General features: G+C 63.6%; 14 protein-coding genes. 2 read left to right on the top strand and 12 right to left on the bottom strand.

The genetic code is table 11. The features are described 5' to 3' along the window. Window positions 1-552: 552 nt before the first annotated feature. The 12 genes from tagQ to tagH all read right to left on the bottom strand — a co-directional run bounded on the left by tagQ (window position 553) and on the right by tagH (window position 17,798). The gene (tagQ, locus tag MA884_RS26375; RefSeq protein ID WP_256233246.1) at window positions 553-1,485 is read right to left on the bottom strand and encodes a type VI secretion system-associated lipoprotein TagQ; all 933 of its coding nucleotides are present in this window, start codon (window positions 1,483-1,485) and stop codon (window positions 553-555) included. A gap of 85 nt (window positions 1,486-1,570) precedes the next feature. After that, complete coding sequence (locus MA884_RS26370) at window positions 1,571-3,298, bottom strand: SUMF1/EgtB/PvdO family nonheme iron enzyme (protein WP_305519606.1); 1,728 nt, start codon at window positions 3,296-3,298, stop codon at window positions 1,571-1,573. Then, window positions 3,291-4,487, bottom strand: a complete 1,197-nt coding sequence (locus MA884_RS26365) for an ABC transporter permease (protein WP_256233244.1) — start codon at window positions 4,485-4,487, stop codon at window positions 3,291-3,293. Before MA884_RS26365 ends, MA884_RS26370 begins: the two co-directional genes overlap by 8 nt. After that, window positions 4,487-5,203 (bottom strand): ABC transporter ATP-binding protein, encoded by a 717-nt coding sequence (locus MA884_RS26360; protein WP_256233248.1) that lies wholly within the window; start codon window positions 5,201-5,203, stop codon window positions 4,487-4,489. The genes MA884_RS26365 and MA884_RS26360 overlap by 1 nt, the downstream gene beginning before the upstream one ends. After that, window positions 5,203-8,253, bottom strand: coding sequence for a serine/threonine-protein kinase (locus tag MA884_RS26355; protein WP_305519605.1), 3,051 nt, complete (start codon window positions 8,251-8,253; stop codon window positions 5,203-5,205). Before MA884_RS26355 ends, MA884_RS26360 begins: the two co-directional genes overlap by 1 nt. Then, window positions 8,250-8,981: a PP2C family serine/threonine-protein phosphatase gene (locus MA884_RS26350; RefSeq protein WP_256233243.1), complete on the bottom strand. Its 732-nt coding sequence runs from the start codon at window positions 8,979-8,981 to the stop codon at window positions 8,250-8,252. Before MA884_RS26350 ends, MA884_RS26355 begins: the two co-directional genes overlap by 4 nt. Continuing rightward, on the bottom strand, window positions 8,982-9,635 hold the full coding sequence (gene tagF / locus MA884_RS26345) for a type VI secretion system-associated protein TagF (protein ID WP_256233242.1): 654 nt from the start codon (window positions 9,633-9,635) through the stop codon (window positions 8,982-8,984). Next, window positions 9,632-13,132 carry a type VI secretion system membrane subunit TssM gene (gene tssM / locus MA884_RS26340; protein ID WP_256233241.1) on the bottom strand — a complete coding sequence of 1,167 codons (3,501 nt, stop codon included), beginning with the start codon at window positions 13,130-13,132 and terminating at the stop codon, window positions 9,632-9,634. Before tssM ends, tagF begins: the two co-directional genes overlap by 4 nt. Beyond that, window positions 13,129-14,433, bottom strand: a complete 1,305-nt coding sequence (locus MA884_RS26335; RefSeq protein WP_256233240.1) for a DotU family type VI secretion system protein — start codon at window positions 14,431-14,433, stop codon at window positions 13,129-13,131. The genes tssM and MA884_RS26335 overlap by 4 nt, the downstream gene beginning before the upstream one ends. 6 nt (window positions 14,434-14,439) lie before the next feature. Next, on the bottom strand, window positions 14,440-15,774 hold the full coding sequence (tssK, locus tag MA884_RS26330; protein WP_256233239.1) for a type VI secretion system baseplate subunit TssK: 1,335 nt from the start codon (window positions 15,772-15,774) through the stop codon (window positions 14,440-14,442). Between the two features lie 15 nt (window positions 15,775-15,789). Further along, the gene (gene tssJ, locus MA884_RS26325) at window positions 15,790-16,290 is read right to left on the bottom strand and encodes a type VI secretion system lipoprotein TssJ (protein ID WP_256233238.1); all 501 of its coding nucleotides are present in this window, start codon (window positions 16,288-16,290) and stop codon (window positions 15,790-15,792) included. 50 nt (window positions 16,291-16,340) lie between these two features. Next, window positions 16,341-17,798 carry a type VI secretion system-associated FHA domain protein TagH gene (gene tagH / locus MA884_RS26320; RefSeq protein WP_256233237.1) on the bottom strand — a complete coding sequence of 486 codons (1,458 nt, stop codon included), beginning with the start codon at window positions 17,796-17,798 and terminating at the stop codon, window positions 16,341-16,343. 405 nt (window positions 17,799-18,203) lie between these two features. Here tagH and tssA point away from each other — a divergent pair, with 405 nt between their 5' ends. After that, window positions 18,204-19,235 carry a type VI secretion system protein TssA gene (tssA, locus tag MA884_RS26315; protein WP_256233236.1) on the top strand — a complete coding sequence of 344 codons (1,032 nt, stop codon included), beginning with the start codon at window positions 18,204-18,206 and terminating at the stop codon, window positions 19,233-19,235. 80 nt (window positions 19,236-19,315) lie between these two features. Then, window positions 19,316-19,831, top strand: coding sequence for a type VI secretion system contractile sheath small subunit (gene tssB, locus MA884_RS26310; protein ID WP_256233235.1), 516 nt, complete (start codon window positions 19,316-19,318; stop codon window positions 19,829-19,831). Window positions 19,832-19,845: the final 14 nt, after the last annotated feature.

Genomic DNA, 19,845 nt, shown 5'->3' with positions numbered 1-19,845 from the left:
GCGGGCCCACGGAGCAATGCCTGCGTTCGGGCATGCCGAGCCTAGGCGAGGCACCAAGTGGTGGGGCAAGACCTTTTGGTTACTTTTGGGGCATTTGCCAAAAGTGACCCGCCGTAAGGGCGGAACCGCCAGCAGCCGCTACCGCAGCAACGGATATGTACCCAGTCAACCAAATCCTGGCCGGCTATCAGGCCGCCATCGCGAGCAGGCTCGCTCCCACCGTTTGATCGACGTACAACCGGGAGAGACAGGCCGGCTGTCAGGCCGCCTTCGCGAGCAAGCCCGCTCCCACAATTGGATTGAGGTACGGCCGGAGAGACAGGTCGGCTGTCAGGCCGCCTCGCGAGCAAGCTTTGCTCCCACAGGGGATTAAAGGTTGTCGCGGATATTTCAGCCAGCACAAAACAAATGTGGGAGCGAGCCTGCTCGCGATGGCGGCGTATCAGTCAACATTGATGTCAACTGAACCGACCCTATCGCGAGCAGGCTCACTCCCACAGGTTTTGTGTGTTGATCATCGCTTCGCGGCGATGATCAACAGCGCTTACTCAATCAAACATTCGGGCAAGGCACCGGTGCCCAGTCACCCAGGTCCGGGTTTTTGCACATGCTGTTGACCTGGCTGGTGCCGGCGCTGGCGACCTGTTTGCTTTCATCCTGCTTGGCCTTGGCGGTCTGCAGGGTTTTTTCGGTGGTGACCGCTTCTTTCGGCACGCTTGGCAGGACAGGTTTTTTCGCCGCTTTCACGGCCTTCTTGGTCTTCTTGGTGGAAGCCACAACCGGCTTGGTTTCGGCGGTCGCCACGGTCACCACGTCAGTACGCTGCACACCCACTTGTTGCAGGTCTTTTTCATAGGCCTGGGTGTAGTTGTTCAGGTCTTCGGCGGCTTTGCCGTTGACCGCAACGATCAGGTCGTTGGACTCTTTCAGGCCGGAGACGATTTCTGCCAGGCGCTTGCGGCCTTCAGTTTCGTTGACGGTCTTGGCCTTGCGGTCAGCCACCAACTTGGTGAACGCGCTCTGGTAGCACTGCTGCGAAGCCTTGGCGTACGCGGTGCTGCGGTCGATGTCGGCGGCGCTTTTATTGACGTCAGCGGCGTAGGACGCGATGCGCTGGTTGTCGTCGGCGATCTGCTTCTGACGCTCGGTGTAGTAACCGGTTGCGCCACCGGCCAAGGCACCACCGGCGGCACCGATGGCGGCGTTGCGGCCACGGTTTTCCGAATCGGTCAGCGCACCCAACAGGGCACCACCGACCGCGCCAACGGCTGCGCCGGTGAGTACCGATTTGGTCATGTTCCCCTCGGTGGAGCGCAAGTGCTGCACCGGCTCGTAGCAGTTAGGGTAGTACTCGACCTTGGTGCTCGACGCGACCTTGGAGGTCGGCGACGTAGCGCAGCCGGTCAGTACGGTGCTGAAGCCGACAGCGACCATCAGCAGGTGACGTTTGGAAACCGAAGCAAAAGGTTTACGGGAGAAAAGCATGATTGTGTTCTCTTTTTAAGTGTTGACCAGCCCAGCACGGCCCACCGCCGCCTGAGTCCCTTCCAAGCTCGCTGACAATCAACGATCAAGACCGCTGACCGCTCGATGCGAGCAGTTCCTTCAATATCGCCGCCGGGTCGGCTCGTTTTTGCTGACGATAAGCACCGACATGACGAACGAATAACGTTGCGCGCGCCACCAGGCTCTTGCCCAGCACCGGCTTGCGCTCCAACTCCTCCTTGATGCGTTGAAACTGCGCCTGGATCACGGCATCGGTGTAGCGCGTGCCGGTGGCCAGGTTGTCGATGTAAATCGCCACGGCGCCCTCGAGCGCGCTGCGGCCGTTGTTGATGGCCGTGGCGAACAGCTTGGCGCTGGCCTCGTCCTTGGCGTCCACGGCCTGCTGGCGACTGTTCTGCAAATTGGTCAGGCGAATGTTGTAGTTATTGATGGTCTCGGCCACCAGGGCCGCCGACTGGATCAGGTTGCCCGCCGCTTCCTCGCGCTGCTGGGCGATGAGCGAGACGTTGCGCTTGAGCTCTTCGTTGACCAGTCCCAGCTCGGCTTGCAGGCGCGGGTCGACGCTGGCGGCAATGATGCTGTCCAGGCGCTTGGTCGGGTCTTCGGCTGCATCGATGGCATCGGTCAGGGACGCGAGACGGCCTTCCTTCTCCCATTGGGCGAACAGTTCCTTGTAACGCGAGCGCGGCGCCAACAACGCCCCGACCGCCACACGGAACCCGGTGGTTTCGTTGCTTTGCTCGGTGCCGTCGGCGGCAAACAACGGATATTCGCGGCGCATCCCGGTGAACAGCGTGCCTTCGCCTTCCAGGTAGTTGCCACCCTTGACCACGAAGCCCCCGTAGGCGCCCTGGCGGCGACCGGCATGTACCAGTTGGAAAGACTCTTGGACCATCTCGGCGGCGTTGCCGATCACGTCGAACAAACCGATGGGGTTTGGCAGTTTGATGCCAACGGGCATCAGCCGCGCCGCCTGGCCGGTGCCGCCAGCGACCTGATTGAACACCGCCCAATCAGCCAATGGCCCGTCGCTTTCACTGCCTTCCAGGCGCCGGGGAAACAGGCGCCCTTCCAGGTCCTGGCGGCTGACGGCTTGCCCGCCACGGGCGGCGAATTCCCACTCGACTTCGGTGGGCAAACGCACGAAGCCCAGCCCGCCATCTTCGGCGGAGGTGCCGCGACCGCTCACCGGCAGCAGGTCCTTGTGGTATTTCATCAGCCAGGCGCTGTACACCGCCGCAAAGCGCTCCGCCTCGAACTTCGACAGTTTCACCTTGGGCAAACGCCCGGCCATGCCTTGGGGCAACTCGGCTGTGAGGGTCTCGCAGGCCGGCGCGGGTTCACCGCTGGCCAACGATTGCGCCTGGGCCATGACCTGGGCGTATTGGCGAGCGGTGACCTCGTATTTACCGATGAAGTACAGCATCGGTTTGAGCGGAGTCTTGGCGTCAGCCTTGGGCATCAACGGCGCGATGGTTTTGTTCCAGTCCTTGGGCAGGTCCTTGAGGGTGAACTGGCCGTTGATGAAGTCCCGGCGATAACCGGAAATGAACGACTGCTTATAACCGGCCTCGCCTTCGCTGAACGGGTAGCCAAGGCTGATTTCCCGATCATCCAGGGTGCCTTGGGCGAGGACGTAGACGTAACGGAACATCATTTGCCCTTCGCACGGCAGCGGCAGGCTGACGTCACCGGGCAACGGTTTGGGGTTGTCCAGTTTGTCGGTGCTTTCGTCGGCCCAGGCTAAACCGGCCAGGCTCAGCGCCACGGCGGCGCCCAATAACTTATACATCGCGAATTCCTTCACACGCCTGGATCCGCGCCACCCGCCAGCCACCACAAGCCGCCGCCACGGCGCTGACGCCGAGCACGGCCACCAGGGCCCAAGTGTAGTGACGCAGCAGCAGATGGCTGGCGTACTCGCCCGGCATCTGCGCAAATAAATAATTGAGGCCCGACTGCGCCAGGCCATACAGCCCGGCACTCAACAAGGCCGCCAGTGCGGCGCTGTAGAGCGCCTGCAACACCACGAACAACAACAGCGCCGCCGTGGAAACCCCCAGCAGACGCAACACCGACAGCTCCCGACGCTTGCGCTCGACCGCCGCCAGCGCACCGGCAAAAATCGCCGCGAACGCTCCCGCCAACGCCAACCCGGCGATGATCCAGAACACGATCGACAGGTTGCGGCTCAGCGATTGCACCTGTGCGATGGTCTGGGCCTGGGTGGACACCAGCAGGTTCTGCGCCGCGAAATACTCGCGCAGCGGTTCCACATCACGCAGACTGCGGGCATACAGGCGAAACGCCGGGTACACCCGCTGCGCGCTCTGCCCCACCGCATCGCCCGGCCAGCCGAACGCGGGCACGGCGCGACCGTCGCGGTAATCCTCGGCCGCTTCCAGCAGCGCCAGCGGCGCGAACAAACCATCCCGGGCAAAGGCTTGCAGCGGCAGTACCTGCAACACCTGCACTCGCGTGCGCTGCGCCTCGCTACGACCGGCCACCTGCCGAGCGAAACTGGCCTGCAGCCAATCACCGGTCTTGGCGCCGAGTTTTTCGGCGGCGGTGTAGCTGAGCACCACTTGATCCAGCCCTTGCGGCACCGGCAGGCGCTCAAACAAAGGATCATTGGCCGCCGTGGGGATCATTTCGACGGTGACGGACGCAGCATCGCGGCTCAAATCCGCAGTGGCCGCAATCTGTCGCGTGCGCGCCAAGGCAAACGCCACGTCGTTGCGCTGGGCCAATTGCTCGACGAACTCAGCGCTGAAGCGACCGCCGCCCAGCGGGATGATTTCCCGGGTAGCAGGGTCATTCTCCAAGCGCTCGGTAAGGCTGCTGACCAGGCCGAATTTCAGGCCGAACAGCACCAGCAACGGCGCGACCACCGCCACCAGCGCCAGCACCGAACAGGCCGACAGCCAGGCATCATTGCGGTAATCCTGCCAGGCCAGGGAAGCCACCAGCGCGCCGCGCATCAGCAAGCCTCCCCGAGGGTCGCGGTGACGCCGCCATCGGCGTCGCGACGACAATTGATGCGCCGCACCTGCAAACCGCTGGCGCGGGCCAGTGACTCATCGTGGGTGGCGACCACACAACACACGCCGTGATCGCGGGCCTGGGCCACCAGCAACTGCATGACCCGCTCAGCGTTCAGCGGGTCGAGGGCGGCGGTGGGTTCATCCGCCAGCAACAGGCGCGGCCCATGCGCCAGGGCGCGGGCGCAACTGACCCGCTGGCGCTGGCCGACGGACAGATCCGCCGGTTTCTTGCCCAGTTGATCGGCGATGTCCAGTTGCCCGACCAGGCGCGTGACGCTGCCGTCATCCGCCATGCCGAGCAGTTTGCGCGACAATTCGATGTTGCCGCGCACGTCCAGAAAGCCCAGCAAACCACCGGTTTGCAGCACATAACCCAGATGCCGGCTGCGCAGGTCCGCCAAGACGCCCTGCTGCCCCGCACGCCACAACGCGGCGATGTCCACCGGCGTGTTGGTGGGCGTGAAGTCGAACTGCCCGGCCTGATCCGGCGCCAGCACCAGGGCCAGCAGATCCAGCAAGGTGCTCTTGCCGCAACCGCTGGGGCCGACCACCGCCAGTTGTTCGCCGGCACACAATTGCAGCCGTGGAATCACCAGGCTGTAGCGCTGGCTGCCGGCGCCCCGGCTTTTGTGTACGGCGCTCATGCTCAGCATCACGGCAGCGTCGACAACGGAACGCGGTACAGGGCATCACCCGGCTCGGCATCACCGAACCGCACCCAGTTGGCCAAATCGTTATGGAAGGTCTCGTAGAGGCGGATTTTCGAATCCAGCTCGTCGATGAAATCTTCCTGCTCGGCCACACTCAAGGACAACCACAAGTCCTGGGTCATGTTCAGCGACTTGCTGCGGTACGGCAGCCCTTCGAGGTACTCGCCGAGAATCCCGCCGTCAGCCAGGTTGCCGCCCTTGCGCAACGCCGAAGGATCGCGGCTCATGTAGGCACTGGCACTGGCGATTTCCTGGAAGAAATCCTTGGGCGACGTCTGGGTCTTGCGCGCCGCATCGACGATCAGCTTCAGCGATTGTTGCAAGTCGTTGAGTTGCAGTTTGGTCAGCATCACGCACACCTGGAACGCCGGCAGCGCCGGGTTGGTCAGGTCACGGTCGGCGGTCCAGGCGCTGACCAGCTGCGGGGCCTGACTGGCAGACTTGCGCCCCAAAAAGTCCATATGCATCGCGTAGCCGACCGCCGCCGATTTATCAGTCAGGCTCGGCGCCGCGCCCAGCTGCGGCACGGCTTGCGGTTTGTCGCTGCGCACCTGATGCACCAGGTCGGCGAACACCGAACCGATCTCGTCGACACGCTCGCCCAACTTGCGCACATCGGCGCCCGGCACCGGAATGTACAGGTCACCGATCCGCGGGTTGGCGTCGGCGGTCAGGGTGCGATATTGGCTCTGCGCACCGCCGTGGGTTTTCTTGCCGGCGTCGCTGAGCAGGTGCAGGGCGTAGATCTTGATCTGTTTGCCCAGCGCCGCTTGACGCACTTCGGCTTCGTTCATTTGCGTGGCGGCAAACGGATCGTTCTTGCGCAAGGCACCGGCATCGGTGACCAACAGAATCAAGCGCCCGCCATAACCGGACCAGTCCATGCCTTCGACCGCTTCCATGACACCGGCAAACGCATCTTCGTTGAACGAATGGCTCGACACCGTGGACGCCTTGACCTGTCGCGCCATCTCCATGAAGCGTTGCGGATCGCGACCCTGCTCCAGGGTGATCAGGGTCTTGGCGACGTACTCCAGGCCGGGGGTTTTCCGGGTGCTGCTGCGAAAACCCACCATGCCGAAACTGACACTGTCCAGCTCGCCACGCTCGGCGATGCGGCTTTGCAGTTCGTGGACCACGTCGCGGACCTGATCGATGTACGGCTGCATCGACACGGTGGTGTCCACCACCAGCACCACGGCGGTACGGAACGCGTCAGCGTTGGCGGTGCTGATGGGCGCATTGGTCGTAGCCCTCGGCGTGTTGCCGGGGTCGATGGACGCCACGTTCAGCAACTGCACCGGTTGGCCGGTCTCATCGAAGCTTTCGCGGGAATCGAAGATCGGCAACAGATAGAACTGATTCTGCGGCACGGCACTGGCGGCCGGCTCCAGGGCCAGCACTTGCTGGTTGTCTTCGCGGTTCTGCTGGGCCTTGAGCAACACGTTCCTGGCCGCCGAAGGGTCGGCCAGCAGCTTTTCCACTTCGCCGGGCTGACGCAGGAACATCACGGGCGCGCGGCCAGAACGCTCGGTGAACTTGAGCACCAGGCTTTGTTTCCAGTCGCTGACCTGCGTGGCCGGCAACCAACCGTCGCTGCGCCCGTCCGTGGCCGCGCCGACCCGCAGCCACGGGCTGCCTTCGAGGTCTTTGCGCTCATACACGTACAACACGGAAAACGCCGGCAACGCCTTGCCGGGCGCAGCGCCCGCGTCTTCAGTAAGCTTGGCGCCCGGTTTGCTCAGCACGCGCTGGAACAGGGTTTTCTTGCCAGCCATCAACAAGGGACGCTGGCCGCCATCGCCCTGCGCCGCCACAGGCGGCTTTGCCGGGGGCACTTCAGGCGCCTTGACCGGCGGCGGATCAACCGGCGACGTCGAGACAATCGGCGGCTTCGCGTCTTCTCCACCATCGCCCGACAACCACCAATAACCCGCGCCACCCAACGCCAGCGCCACGGCCACCGCGACAGCGGCCAGTGCGAACAGCGGGGTCTTGGGCTGCGACGAAACGCTGGACCGTTGAGTTGGGCTCACCGGTGGCGGGGTTGGCTTGGGCTGGGATTGCGGCTGTGCGGGCCCCGTCGGAATGTCGATGGACACCGGGGTCAATCCCGCCAGGTCATCACCGCCCGGAGGGGTCGACACCGGCAACGGCAACGGTCGGATCAGCGTCGCTTGCGCCGATTCCTCGGGCAGATTGTCCAGCGCCTGCAACAGCGCCGCCGCATCCGGGAAACGTTCCGCCGGGTCTTTGGCCAGCAGTTTACGCAACACGTCCTGGTAATGACCGTGATGCACCGGCAATTCCGGCAACGGTTCGGTCAGGTGCGCCAGGGCCGTGGACAGCGCGTCATTGCCGGTATACGGCAGTTTGCCGACAAGGATTTCGTAGAGCACCACGCCCAGGGCATACAGGTCGGCCCGACCGTCGATGTCTTGCCCACGGGCCTGTTCCGGGCTCATGTAGCTGGGCGTGCCGACGGCGAAACCGGCCTGGGTGAATTGGGTGCGGTCGTCCAGGGACTTGGCGATGCCGAAGTCCGAGAGCACCGCCGTGCCGTCGGCGCGGAACAGGATGTTGGCCGGCTTGACGTCACGGTGGACCAGGCCCAAGCCATGGGCATAACCCAGGGCCGAGGCAATCTGGCGGATGTAGATCAGGCCCTGCTCCGGCGATAGCCCGGCGGCGATGCGCTCCTTGAGCGTGCCGTTGGGCAGGTACTCCATGGCCATGTAATACAGCTCACCGACGTTGCCGATGTCATGGATGGTGACCGTGTGCGGGTGAGACAGGCGCGCCAGGGTCTTGCCTTCGCGCAGGAAGCGCTCGCAGAACGTCGGGTCGGCCGCCAGCGCGGCCGCCATGACTTTCAACGCCACCTTGCGCTCCAGCGAGCGCTGGGTCGCCAGGTAGACGCTGGCCATCGCGCCTTCACCGATCGGCCCTTCGATGTCGTAGCCAGGGATGACAATGTTCAAGGTCAAGCTCATGACGGCACCTTCACGACAACCACGGTGATGTTGTCCGGCGCGCCGCGCATCAGGCCCAGGGACACCAGGCTGCTGGCGATCTCGCCGGGCTCGTCGTGGTTCAAGACTTCACGGATCTCATCGTCCTCGACGGTCTTGGTCAGCCCGTCGCTGCACAACAGGTAGCTGTCGCCGGGCACCAGCAGCAACTCGACCATCGCCAAATTCAGTTGCGCCTCGACCCCGATGGCACGGGTGACGATGTTGGCCCGCGGATGCACCCGGGCTTCGGCTTCGCTGAGCAGGCCACTGTCCTGCAGGTCCTGGACGTAGCTGTGATCGCGGGAAATGCTGTCGAGCTTGCCGTCGCGCAGGCGGTACAAGCGACTGTCACCGGCCCACAGGCACATGCCGCGCAGGTCCCGCGTAACCAGCACCACCACGGTGCTGCCCATCATGGTCACGCCACGGTTGGCGGTTTCTTCACGCACCGCGGCGTTGACCCGCAGCAAATCGCTGTGTAGCGCGGCGACGTATTCGTCCAGTGAGCGGCCCGCGGCAATGCCGCGCAGGCTGTCGACGATCAGGCTACTGACGTAGTCGCCCGCCGCGTGCCCACCCATGCCATCGGCGACCACCCACAGGCCGTTTTCCGGCAGATCCAGGCACGCGTCTTCATTGACCTGGCGAACCATGCCGACATGGCTCTTGCTTGCAGACTTGAAGGCATTTCCAACACTTGGACGCATCTACACAACACCTTCTTGGCCGAGCAAAAATTGCGCAAAATCAGCGGCGGCCGGCAAACCCTGACACCGCATCAAACCGGGCGCGATACGTTCCGAACCCTGGCCCCACCACAAACTGACGCCTTCGCAGGCCGATTCAGCGAGGGCACTCAGACGCTGTTGCGGGTCAGTGGCATCAAAGCGGTGCAGGCTGGCAAAACGGCTGCTTGGGTTGCGCGGCAGGCATGCCGGGCTACCCAGGCTTTCCAGTTCTGCGCCAAAGGCCTCGAAACTGGCCTCCACGTTCAAGGTGCTCAGCAACAGGTTCTCCACCCGTTCAAACCAGTCGTCCGCACCGCCCACCACCGACGCCGGGTCCGCGTCGGGCTCCAGCAGTACTGCGACGGTCAGCGGAAAATAGCGGCCGACCCGGTCGATACTCGGCATCACCACGCCCACGGCGGCATCGGGCCCGCAGACCCCGGGCGCGACCATGAAGCGCCACAACGGGCTGACCAGATAGGCATCCAGCCAACGCTCGCCCAGGCCGGTCTGGCTGGCGAGCAAGCCCGCCGCCAGCCACGAGTCCCACGGACCGATAAAACTCTGGGGCAAGCCACGGCTGACGAAGTCCCCGCGGCTGGCCAACTTTCCATAGAAGCCCGGCGTACTCATAGCCGCTCCGGCAGGCTGAAGCCGCTGAGCACGCGGCTCTTGAACGGGTTGAAGGCGCTGTTGGCCCGCAGCTCGTAAGAGGCGCTGGCGCCGTCGACCCGCAACCGCAGGTTGAAGCGGTCCGGCGAGTTGCCGGCAGTCAGGTCCGATTGCTCCAACAGCCGGAACCAGGCCCACGGGCCATCCAGGGTGATGCCGGAACGACCATTGGCCGAGGGCGGCATGATCGAGATCCGCACTACGCCGATGCTGCCGGGGTTGGGCCACTGCATGGCGGTCGGACGGCTCGGGCCGTGGTCGTAGCTCAGTTGCTGGCCGTCGAGGTCGAGCAAAAACTGGGTGATGGTCGAGTCCATCGCCACCGGCTTGAGCTCGAAACGCACCAGCGGCTGAGTGCCGCCGGAGCGGAAAAACGCGTCGCGGATGGTGGCCGCACGCTGGAAGGTTTGCAGCACGCCAGGGGCGATACCGAGCTTCTGTGCCGCGCCCGGTTGCCAGCGCCAGGCCCGGGTCGAGGTGTCGACGTAGGGTTGCAGGTACTTGCGGAAGTAGTTGTCCATCACCCCGCCGACGCCGAAGAACTGACCGAAGTCGTCCAGGGTCGCGTCCCGCGCACTGCCTGGCGACATGGGATAACGCCCGGCCAGGGACTGGCGGTAGATGTTCACCACTTCGCTGGTCCAGGCAGCGTTCAGTTGATTGCGCACTCCGCCCATCATGCTGTTGGTGGTGGAGTTGACCACCGACTTGACCAGGCCCTGCACCAGCGGCGGCTGGCGTTCGGCGTTGAGACTGACCCGTGTGGCGGCGGCCTGGGCCTGGTTCTTGGCTTCGCCGAGCAGGGCGTCGCCGCTGGCGCCGACCATGGCGCTGATCTGCACGTACAAGGCATTCATGTCGGCGAGCAGGCCATCGATGGCCGCCGGTTCGCCTTCGCTTTTGCTGACGATGCTGTTGAGCTCGGCAAAATGCGCGGTGACCGGGTCAACGCTGGCCTGGGGTGCGTTTTGCGTCGCCTGCTCCTGGCCGAGCAAGCTGCCCAGGCGCTCCTTGAGCTTGTCCACACCGCCTTCGACCTGCTCGCCTTGGGCCGCCAGCAAACGTTCTTCCTGCTGCAGGTCGGTTTCTTTCGCCACCGCCACCAACAGCTTTTTCAACGGCGAACTTGGCCCGGACAGCACCCGCAAGACATCGGCGGCCTGGGCCACGCTGGTGATCGGTACGAAGTCGATGTCGGCCAGCAAGGCGTCCCATTGGCGCTGATAGTCCTGGAAATACAGGCGACGCACTTCGGCGGCCAGGCTGGCGACGTCCTGCTGCCCGGCCTCGTCGCGCCCCAACACCCATTGTTCTTCAGCCAGCGTTCCAGCCTGGTTCAGGCTGGTGAGCAAGAAGCCCTGGCGGTAGCCCTTGACCGTGAAGAACCCGCTCAGTGGCTCGCCCAACGGTTTGCCGCTCTTGCGGCTGAACACCAGCGCAGCGTCGCGGCCGGCGGCTTCGTTGAGGCGAAAGTCGGCGATGCCCTCGGGCAGTTTCTGGCGCTTGACCCGGTCATAGACGCGCTGGGCCACGGGCAGTTGCTGCAATTGCCGGCGCAGGTCTTCGATCAAGCGCGGGTCCAGGCGTGCGGTGGGCGGACGACGCTCGAACAGCGCCTGCAAATGCTCGCCCAGGGCCAGACGTTGGTCGGCCGGCAGGTCACGCGGCAGGCTGCGGTCCCAATCCAGGGCAACCCAGGCCTTGATGAAGTCGGCATCGTAGTGCTCGTTGTCGGCGAGCATCAGGTAGGCCTTCAAGCCTTCATAGAGGAAATCCGAACTGCCGCCGCTGTGCAATTGCTCTTCGATACGCGTCAGCAAGCGTGGCGCGAACACGGCGATCAACAACTTGCGATAGACACTGCCGGACTCGGCTTCGAGCATGTCGCCCTGATACAGGCCCAGGCCTTCAGCCCAATCAGGCGCGTCATCCGCCAGATGCTTCACGGCGTTGAGCAATGGCAATACGGCAAGGACATCGCGCTGTGCCGGACTAAGACTTTGCACGGCCTGGCCCAGCGGCGCGACTTTCTGATCGACCTGGGTGATGTACGCCTGGTTGGCCCGATAGCTGATCCACCACAACGTCGAAACCACCAGCACCAAAGCCACGGTCGAGGCCAATACACCCCGGGCGATCCACTTGCGCCGCCGCTCAACTTTGGGATCGACGCCCACCAGCCCACGCTCGGCAAACGCCACGGCGGTGAAGAGTTTTTCGATGAAGTAACTGCGCCCGGTGCCGGTCTGGCGCGCCAGGTGCTGGCGGTCCAGGTTCATGCTCTGGGCCATGGAGCCGATCAAGCGATCGATCGGGCTGCCTTCCTGGGTGCCGCTGGTGAAATACACCCCACGCAGCAGTACACGTTCTTCGAAGGCATTGGGTTTAAACACACCTTCGAGGAAACTTTGCAGGCAATCCTTCAAGGCGCCGAACTGTTGCGGAAAACCGTAGATCAAGTCGCGCCGCGCCGGGTCGCGCTCTTGCTGCAAGCGTTCCACCAGACGGTCGTTGAGGCGCTGCTCAAGGCCGGCGAATTCGCTTTGCAGATGCGCCAGCGGGCTGTCGTTGCTCTTGCCATCGTCCAGGGCGAAGGTCATGCCCCAGACCTGGGCGCGCTCTTCCTTGCTCAGGCTGTCGAAGAACTCCATGAACCCGGGCACCAGATCGAGCTTGGTCAGCATCAGGTAGATCGGGAAGCGCACGCCCAGTTGGGTGTACAGCTCCTGGATGCGCAGGCGAATCGCCGCGGCATGAGCTGCACGTTCGGCGTCGCTGCCCAGCAGCAGGTCCGACAGGCTGATAGCGATGAACGCACCGTCAATCGGGCGACGGGCCCGCTGCTTTTTCAGCAGGCCAAGAAAGCCCAGCCACGCGGCCTTGTCGACCGTCGCGTCACTGTCCTGGGTGGTGTAGCGGCCAGCGGTGTCGAGCAGCACCGCCTGGTCGGTAAACCACCAATCACAGTTGCGCGTACCGCCCACGCCGCGTACCGCGCCGGCGCCCAGTTGCGCGGCCAACGGGAAATGCAGCCCGGAGTTGACCAGCGCAGTGGTCTTGCCCGAACCCGGCGGGCCGATGATCACGTACCACGGCAGTTCGTAGAGGTTGCGGCGCTCGTCCCCACCCAGCTTGGCTTTCCTCAACAGCGCCAAGGCTTCGTCCATGCGCTGGCGCAGGGTTTCGAGTTCTTCGGCCGTAGCGATGCTGCTAGGGTCGGGCGGGGTTTGCTCGGCCAGGCTGCGCATGACTTCGGCGGCCTGCCGGCGGGCCTGGATGATGCGAAACACCCGGTAGGCGATCCACACCGCGAACACCAGAATGATCAACGCCCAACGACGGCCTTCGGGCACCAGCCACTCCAGCAGCGGGCCGACGAACCAGATGATCAGGCTAAGGGCGATCAGCCCCAGCAGCGGGATGACCCAGCGGGTCATAAAACTGAAAAACGCCTTCACTCGACCCCCTCCGCCAATACTGTGATTTCAACCCGACGATTGCGCGCACGCCCCTCTGCGGTGGCGTTGGAAGCCAACGGCTCGGTGTCGCTGCGGCCTTCGGCGCTGAAGCGCTCGGCCTGGCCGGTCTTGGCCGAGAGGATTTGCAATACCGACTTGGCCCGCGCCTCGGACAAGGCCCAGTTGGACGGGAACCTGAGGGTGGCAATCGGGCGATTGTCGCTGTGGCCGGTCACCAGGACCTGGCCCTTGACCTTGCGAATGGCATCGGCGATGCGCAGCATCAGCGGCTCCAGGTCATCGGAGATGCTGGCGCTGCCCGAGGCGAACAGCTCATCGCCACGGATCGTCACCACCGAACGATCCACGGCATCTTCCACCGCGACCCGACCGGCCCTGATTTCATCGGCCAGGAAGCCGGCCAGGCGTGGTCGTTCGATCACTTTGGGCTGCACCACGGGACGGTCGATGGCTTGCACCGGGATTTCCCCCAGGGCATGGATGTTCTTGAACACCGGCTCGGCATCGGAGGCCAGTTTCATGCGCAGGCCAAACAGCAGCGCCAGCAACAAGGCCGCGCCAATGGCCACGGCGATCCACGGCGGCATGAATTGCGCCAGCCGATCACGGGCTACGGTGACACCGCGCCAGTGCGGCGACAGCTCACGCTCGTAGTCGCCACGGGCACTGCGGATCACCGCGCTGGTGCGCTCGCGCAAGGCTTCCAGTTGGCTGCGCCCGTCGTTCATCACCCGGTAGCGCCCTTCGAAACCCAGGCACATGCACAGGTACAGAAGCTCCAGCAGATACAAGCGCTCCCGTGGGCTTTGCAGGCAATGTTCCAGAAGCTGGAACACCTTCTCGCCGCCCCAGGCTTCGTTGTGCACGGTGATCAGCAGGCTCTGTTTGCCCCAGTCGCTGGCGCCACCCCAGGGGGTACTCAACACGGCTTCATCCAGGGCGGTGCACAGGGCGTAACGAGCCAGCAGCACGTCATTGCGCACCACGCCGGCGGTTTCGGCGCGTTCCTCGAACTGACGCAGGTACGCCAACAATTGCGCCCGCAGGCTGGCCGGGGCCGGATGGGCAATGGTGTTGCGCAGGCGCGTCAACAGCGCCAGCAGCGGACCGGCCGCGCTTTCCAGCGGGTTGAGGCCTTGGGCCTTGCCGGTCAGGACCGGGGCGGCCGGCATCGACAGCGGTGCGGGCGCCGGCTGTGGACGACCAGGGTCCGGGCGGAATGGGTCGGCGCCACGGCCACCGGGCGTCGGCATGAACTGAGTACGATCGTCGTTGCTCATCGCGGTTTATCCTCGGATCGCCCAGAAAGCCAGGTTCAGCCCCGGGAACTGGCCGGCGATGTGGAACGCGAACCCGCCGGAGTTGCTCAATTGCTGCCAGTGATCGCTACCGCGGTCGAGTTCGTAGTAGGTGGAGCCGGCGTGGTACGGAAGCTGGCGTGGCGCCACCGGCAACGGCAGCAGGCCGATGCCCGGCAGCTGCAGGTTGACCAGATCGCGAATGTGCTCCACCGAACCGACCTTGCTCTGCTGGCCAAAGCGACCGCGCAGGGTTTCGGCCGGGACATCGGCACGCACCACCAGGATGAAACTGGCGCTGTCGAGCAGGGTCTTGTCGGCCAGCATCGCCACGTGGATGCCGTAGGCTTTCTCGACAATCGGAATCGGCGTGGCCTTGCTGTCGATCAGCATCGACAGGGCCTCACGCAGGGCTTGCATGACCGGCACGTAACTGAGCGCCAGGTCATCGTGCTGGTATTGCGGATATTTCTGCGGTCGTCGCCCCGAAGCGGTAAAGGTCGAGAACTCCCCGGCCAGGCTGACCAGCTCGCTGTAGAACCGCTCGGGGTGCAACGGGCTCAGCTGGCTCAGGTGCTGGATCAACGGCTGCGCGCGGTTGACCAGTTGCAGCAGCATGAAATCGGCGATCTCCGAGGCGCCACCGGCACCGGACGCGACCACCCGCCCGGCAAGGGCTTCGCCGCGTTGATGGAGCAGGCCCAACAGTTCACTGCGAAATGCCGCCAGCGGTTTAGAGGCGGCCACATCCAGCAGCGGCGGGATGTAGGCGTCGTCCAGCACCAGGGCGCGGTCGGCGCGCTTTTCTTTGATGCGGACCAGGCCGATGGCGGCGTAGTCGCTGATGCCATCCTGTGCGGTCAACAGACGCAACGCTCGGGAGCCCAGGGCCACCGGCGCGCGGTTCTCGAACGGTGCGTTATCGTCGCGCACTTCGCACACCTGGCTCACGTAGCGCGCCGCGCCCAGGGCTTCGCCTTCATCAACGGTGTCACGCGCACCGGCACGCTTGAGCGGCAACGCCAGGTACACCAGGCCATCGCGCAGCTTGTCATCGACATTCAGCGCAGGCGGCGCCAGGTCGTCCTCGGGGATGTTGAACGGTGTGCCGTCCGGCAGCAGGCCCCGCGCCGAAATGATCGCCAGCTTGCCCTGGGCCAGCAGGCCCTGGTCGATCAGCAATTGGGAAAACCCCCAGGCACCGGCCGACAACGGACGGTTGCGCGCGTCGATGAGGTTTTCCAGGTAACGGTCATGCTGCTGGAAGTGCTGCGTTCCAATGAACATGCCTTCCGACCAGACCACGCGATTGTTCCAGGACATGGGGGCTCCGATTGCTTATTGGGCAGGGCTGGATGGGGGAACGACGACGGCGCTGCGCACGGCACGCACGTCGAGGCTGATCTGGTATTCGGTGTATTGGCGCGGCGGGACATTCATCACCGTGCGCCATAGCGACCGGTCCAGTTCGCGATAGCCCACCAGTACGCCGATATGGCGGGTGGCCGGGTCGAGGTCGCGTTGCAGGCTCAACTGCTGACCGGGCTGGACCAGCACTTCGTCCTGATCGATCAGGTCGGCGCCGAGGGTCGCCTGGGCCCGTTCGGCCAGGGCGAAATAGTCGGAGCGGGCGAAGGTGGCGGCATTTTTCAGTTCGAAAATGCGCACCCGGACCGGCGCCGGATGGCCGGTGGCGCCGGGGTTGAGGCCGGCAATGGCGTGAAAGTGCAGTTCGACGGCGGCGGTGTCAGCCTCTTCGGACTGTGAATCGGCCGCATCCTTGGCGCATGCCGTGAGCAGAAGCGCGGTGGCGACTGCGAGTAAAAACCTGAAAATCATCCTGCGTCCTCAATGACGTTTGAGCTATCCGTTGATTGCTTTTAAAGGTGTTATAGGCGGCGCTGCCGCGCGCTGTGCTCTTCGTAGGCGCGACTGAATTCGCGACCGAACAGGTCCTGGAAATCCTCCTGGGCTTCCCGGGAAATGTTGCTGTAGAGCTCGGTGAATTGCTGCCAGTACTGGGCTTGCCGCGAGCCGTTGAAAATGCTCGACAGGCCAACGGGTTTGCCCATGCGTTCTTCCAGTTGCGCCGGCTCGAAGCGCGCCAGCAAATGCTTGATGGCCGCTTCAACGCCGGCCATTACTGCCAGTTGGTGAGCGCGCAGGTCGTCAAAGCTGTCACGCACGGCCACATCCGGCGCCATGAACGCCTGGTTACCATGGCGTAGCAGCAGCAACATGGCCTCCTCGACATTGGGCGCGAATTTCAGCGGGTTGTTTTCCACCGGCTGGATCATCGTTTGCTGAATGCGGAATTCACCCTTAAGGCTGCTGCGGGCACGCAAGACATCGATCAGGCCTTCGACCATCAGCCGATAGCTGCGCCCGATGCTTTCCATCTGTGCCTCGGCCTGGGCCTGGTCCAGGCGCAACTGGTCCAGCCCGGCACCGCGCAGGAAGGCTTGCAACAGGTCAGGCTGGGCGGCGTCGAGCGGCTTGGGCGGTGTAATGGGGGCTTGAACGCTGGTCACCGGTGCCTCGCGTGGCGGCGCAGGTTCGGGGGCTACGCTGACCGGGGGCGTGGGTGTCGGCACCGGCTCTACGACAGGCCGCTCGACAACAGCCGGCGGCGCAACCGGTGGCACAGCGACAGGAATCGGGGCAACTGCCACCGGCGCGGGCTTGTCGCTGAACGGGTCCCAATCCTCCGGTATCACCGAGGCAGATGCTTGCGCTACAGGCTCGATCACAGGCGGCGGGCTGGGAGGCGCGATGGGCGTCGGCGGACGGAAATCATGCTGTTGGGCCGGGACATGGTCAGGCTGGGTGGCCGGCGGGACGCTGCCCGGGCTCAGGAAGTCGAACAGGTCCGGCAAGGTGTCCATGGCCGACGCGCCCTGGAAATGTGCCGGGGGAGCCTCGGGCAACGACGATGGTGTATTCACGGCGGCACCCTGGCGTCCCATCAAGGCTTCGAAGCTGCTGGGCGCTTCGGCGAACGGATTGCTGTCGGTCACCGGCAGGCTGAAATCCACCCGTGCCTGGATTTCATAATCGCCAATGCGGATAACTTCGCCGTCTTGCAGTGGTTCACTGTTGCCCTTGCGCAAACGGACACCGGCCTTGACCAATTCCACACCATTGGTGCTGTTATCGGTTAAGTAATAACGCCCGTCTTTGTATTGAATAACGCAATGTTTGCCGGAAACCAAACGCTCGGGGTCCGGTAATACCCAGTCATTATCGGAATTACGGCCAATTGCCATCACCCCCTGGTCCATGGACTTCTCAGAACACTGACCCGGGGTAATCTTGTGATAACTAGTGATAGTCAAACACAGTGGCATCTTGCCTCCTTGCTGAATACTTTGCCCATGCGGTCGAGTGACGGGATCCACTCCCTGACGACTCGCCGACAAACCTTGCAACCACTCTAGAAACGGCTTTTTGCCAGCATGATTGCTGATATTAACCCGCTTGCGTGACAAAAAACCTGCATCGGTGCCTGCTTCGACCTACCGGTCGTGCGGGTTGTTAAGCACCTCACAACTGTCACACCGAGGAAATAGCTTACCTTGACAAGCCATAAGTACTACACCAAAAATGCATAACTTCTTGAATATACGTGATGGCACTTTAAGATCATTAAGCATCTAAAGGGCCATTAGCCTCAAGGAACATGTGGAGTTCCATTCGGAACTTGCGTGTGAACTGCCCGATTTATTCAGCGGGCGATAAGGAGATCGAACGAAGTGGATGTGCCTCTGCTGCTCGCCGCCGTATCCGCGACTTCACCTTGTGGTGAAGATCTGGAATATGACGCGGATTTCTTGCGCCTGGAACGCGATTCCCAAGGTCAGCCCGAGCGCAGCATGGGCGATTCGATATTGCCTGCCGAACCCCCTGAATGGCGCAGCATCCAGCAGCAAAGCCTGGACCTGCTGCAACGCAGCAAAGACCTGCGCATCACCCATTTCCTGCTGCAAAGTTCCCTGGCCCTGGAAGGCATACCGGGCCTGGCCCGCGTGTTGACGCTGATCAGCCAATTGCTCAAGCAGTACTGGGCCGAGCTGCATCCACGCCTGGATGCCGAGGACGACAACGATCCCACCGTGCGTATCAACGCCCTCGCCGGCCTGACGTCCGACATCACCATTGGACTGCTGCGCGAAAGCATCCTGGCCCGCTCGCGCACCTTCGGTGCCGTGAGCCTGCGCGCCGCCGCCAATGCCAGCGGCCTGCAAAGTTTCCCGAATGAAAGCCTCGGCGCCGAACAGCTCGCCGGAGCCCTGCTCGACAGTGATCCCGAGCAGCTGGAAATCACTCGCACCGCCCTGCTGGAAGCCCGCAGTGCGGCCGAAGCCATCGAGCAGCAAGTCAGCGATCAAGTCGGTTCCGCCCAAGGCGTAGACCTTGGCACGCTGAAGCAACCGCTCAAGATGGCCCTGCAGATTCTCGGCCAGTTCGCCCCGCAGAGCGGCGACAGCGCCCTGCCCGATGTCATCGACGACGACAGCCCCGCGCCGGTTGAACACGCCACCGCGCCGAGCCCGAGCGCGCCACGCAGCACCGTCCCTGGCGAAATCAACAACCGCGACGACGTGTTGCGCAGCCTGGACCGGATTCTCGCGTATTACGCCCGTCAAGAGCCCTCCAGCCCCCTGCCGGTGCTGTTGAACCGGGCCAAGATTCTGGTGAACGCCGATTTTGCGACCATCGTGCGCAACCTGATTCCCGACGGCATGAGTCAATTTGAAAACCTGCGCGGCCCAGACAGCGAATAAAAGCGAACGGATCACGCAGTCACGTCACCGGCACCCCCGATGACGCCAACACCGTCGCTCAAGCGACCAGGAGCAGCAACGTGGCGAAGCAAAGTTCTCAGAAATTCATCGCGCGTAACCGCGCGCCTCGGGTGCAGATCGAGTACGACGTCGAGCTCTACGGCGCCGAGAAAAAGGTTCAGTTGCCCTTTGTCATGGGGGTGATGGCGGACCTGGCCGGCAAGCCCGCCGAGCCTCTGGCACCTGTGGCCGATCGCAAATTCCTCGAAGTCGATGTCGACAATTTCGACTCGCGCCTCAAGGCCATGCAGCCTCGCGTGGCGTTCCATGTACCCAACGAGCTGACCGGCGAAGGCAACCTGAGCCTGGACCTGACCTTCGAAAGCATGGACGACTTCAGCCCGGCGGCCGTGGCCCGCAAAGTCGACTCCCTGAACAAGTTGCTCGAAGCACGCACCCAACTGGCGAACCTGCTGACCTACATGGACGGCAAGACCGGCGCCGAAGAAATCATCATGAAAGCGATCAAGGACCCTGCCCTGTTGCAGGCCCTGGCCAGCGCGCCCAAGCCCGCCGACAACGAGCCCAAGGCTTAATCAGGACGAATGAT

It is taken from the genome of Pseudomonas sp. Q11, from assembly GCF_024494355.1.
Taxonomy (GTDB): domain Bacteria; phylum Pseudomonadota; class Gammaproteobacteria; order Pseudomonadales; family Pseudomonadaceae; genus Aquipseudomonas; species Aquipseudomonas hefeiensis.
This window is presented reverse-complemented; position numbering and strand designations above follow the sequence as displayed.

What these genes read in the sequence shown, in the direction of transcription:
- MA884_RS26350 (WP_256233243.1), bottom strand. Translation starts at nt 8,981, where the DNA reads ATGCGTCCAAGTGTTGGAAATGCCTTCAAGTCTGCAAGCAAGAGCCAT.
- MA884_RS26335 (WP_256233240.1), bottom strand. Translation starts at nt 14,433, where the DNA reads ATGAGCAACGACGATCGTACTCAGTTCATGCCGACGCCCGGTGGCCGT.
- tagQ (WP_256233246.1), bottom strand. Translation starts at nt 1,485, where the DNA reads ATGCTTTTCTCCCGTAAACCTTTTGCTTCGGTTTCCAAACGTCACCTG.
- MA884_RS26370 (WP_305519606.1), bottom strand. Translation starts at nt 3,298, where the DNA reads ATGTATAAGTTATTGGGCGCCGCCGTGGCGCTGAGCCTGGCCGGTTTA.
- MA884_RS26365 (WP_256233244.1), bottom strand. Translation starts at nt 4,487, where the DNA reads ATGCGCGGCGCGCTGGTGGCTTCCCTGGCCTGGCAGGATTACCGCAAT.
- tagH (WP_256233237.1), bottom strand. Translation starts at nt 17,798, where the DNA reads ATGCCACTGTGTTTGACTATCACTAGTTATCACAAGATTACCCCGGGT.
- tssJ (WP_256233238.1), bottom strand. Translation starts at nt 16,290, where the DNA reads ATGATTTTCAGGTTTTTACTCGCAGTCGCCACCGCGCTTCTGCTCACG.
- tssK (WP_256233239.1), bottom strand. Translation starts at nt 15,774, where the DNA reads ATGTCCTGGAACAATCGCGTGGTCTGGTCGGAAGGCATGTTCATTGGA.
- tagF (WP_256233242.1), bottom strand. Translation starts at nt 9,635, where the DNA reads ATGAGTACGCCGGGCTTCTATGGAAAGTTGGCCAGCCGCGGGGACTTC.
- MA884_RS26355 (WP_305519605.1), bottom strand. Translation starts at nt 8,253, where the DNA reads ATGAGCTTGACCTTGAACATTGTCATCCCTGGCTACGACATCGAAGGG.
- MA884_RS26360 (WP_256233248.1), bottom strand. Translation starts at nt 5,203, where the DNA reads ATGCTGAGCATGAGCGCCGTACACAAAAGCCGGGGCGCCGGCAGCCAG.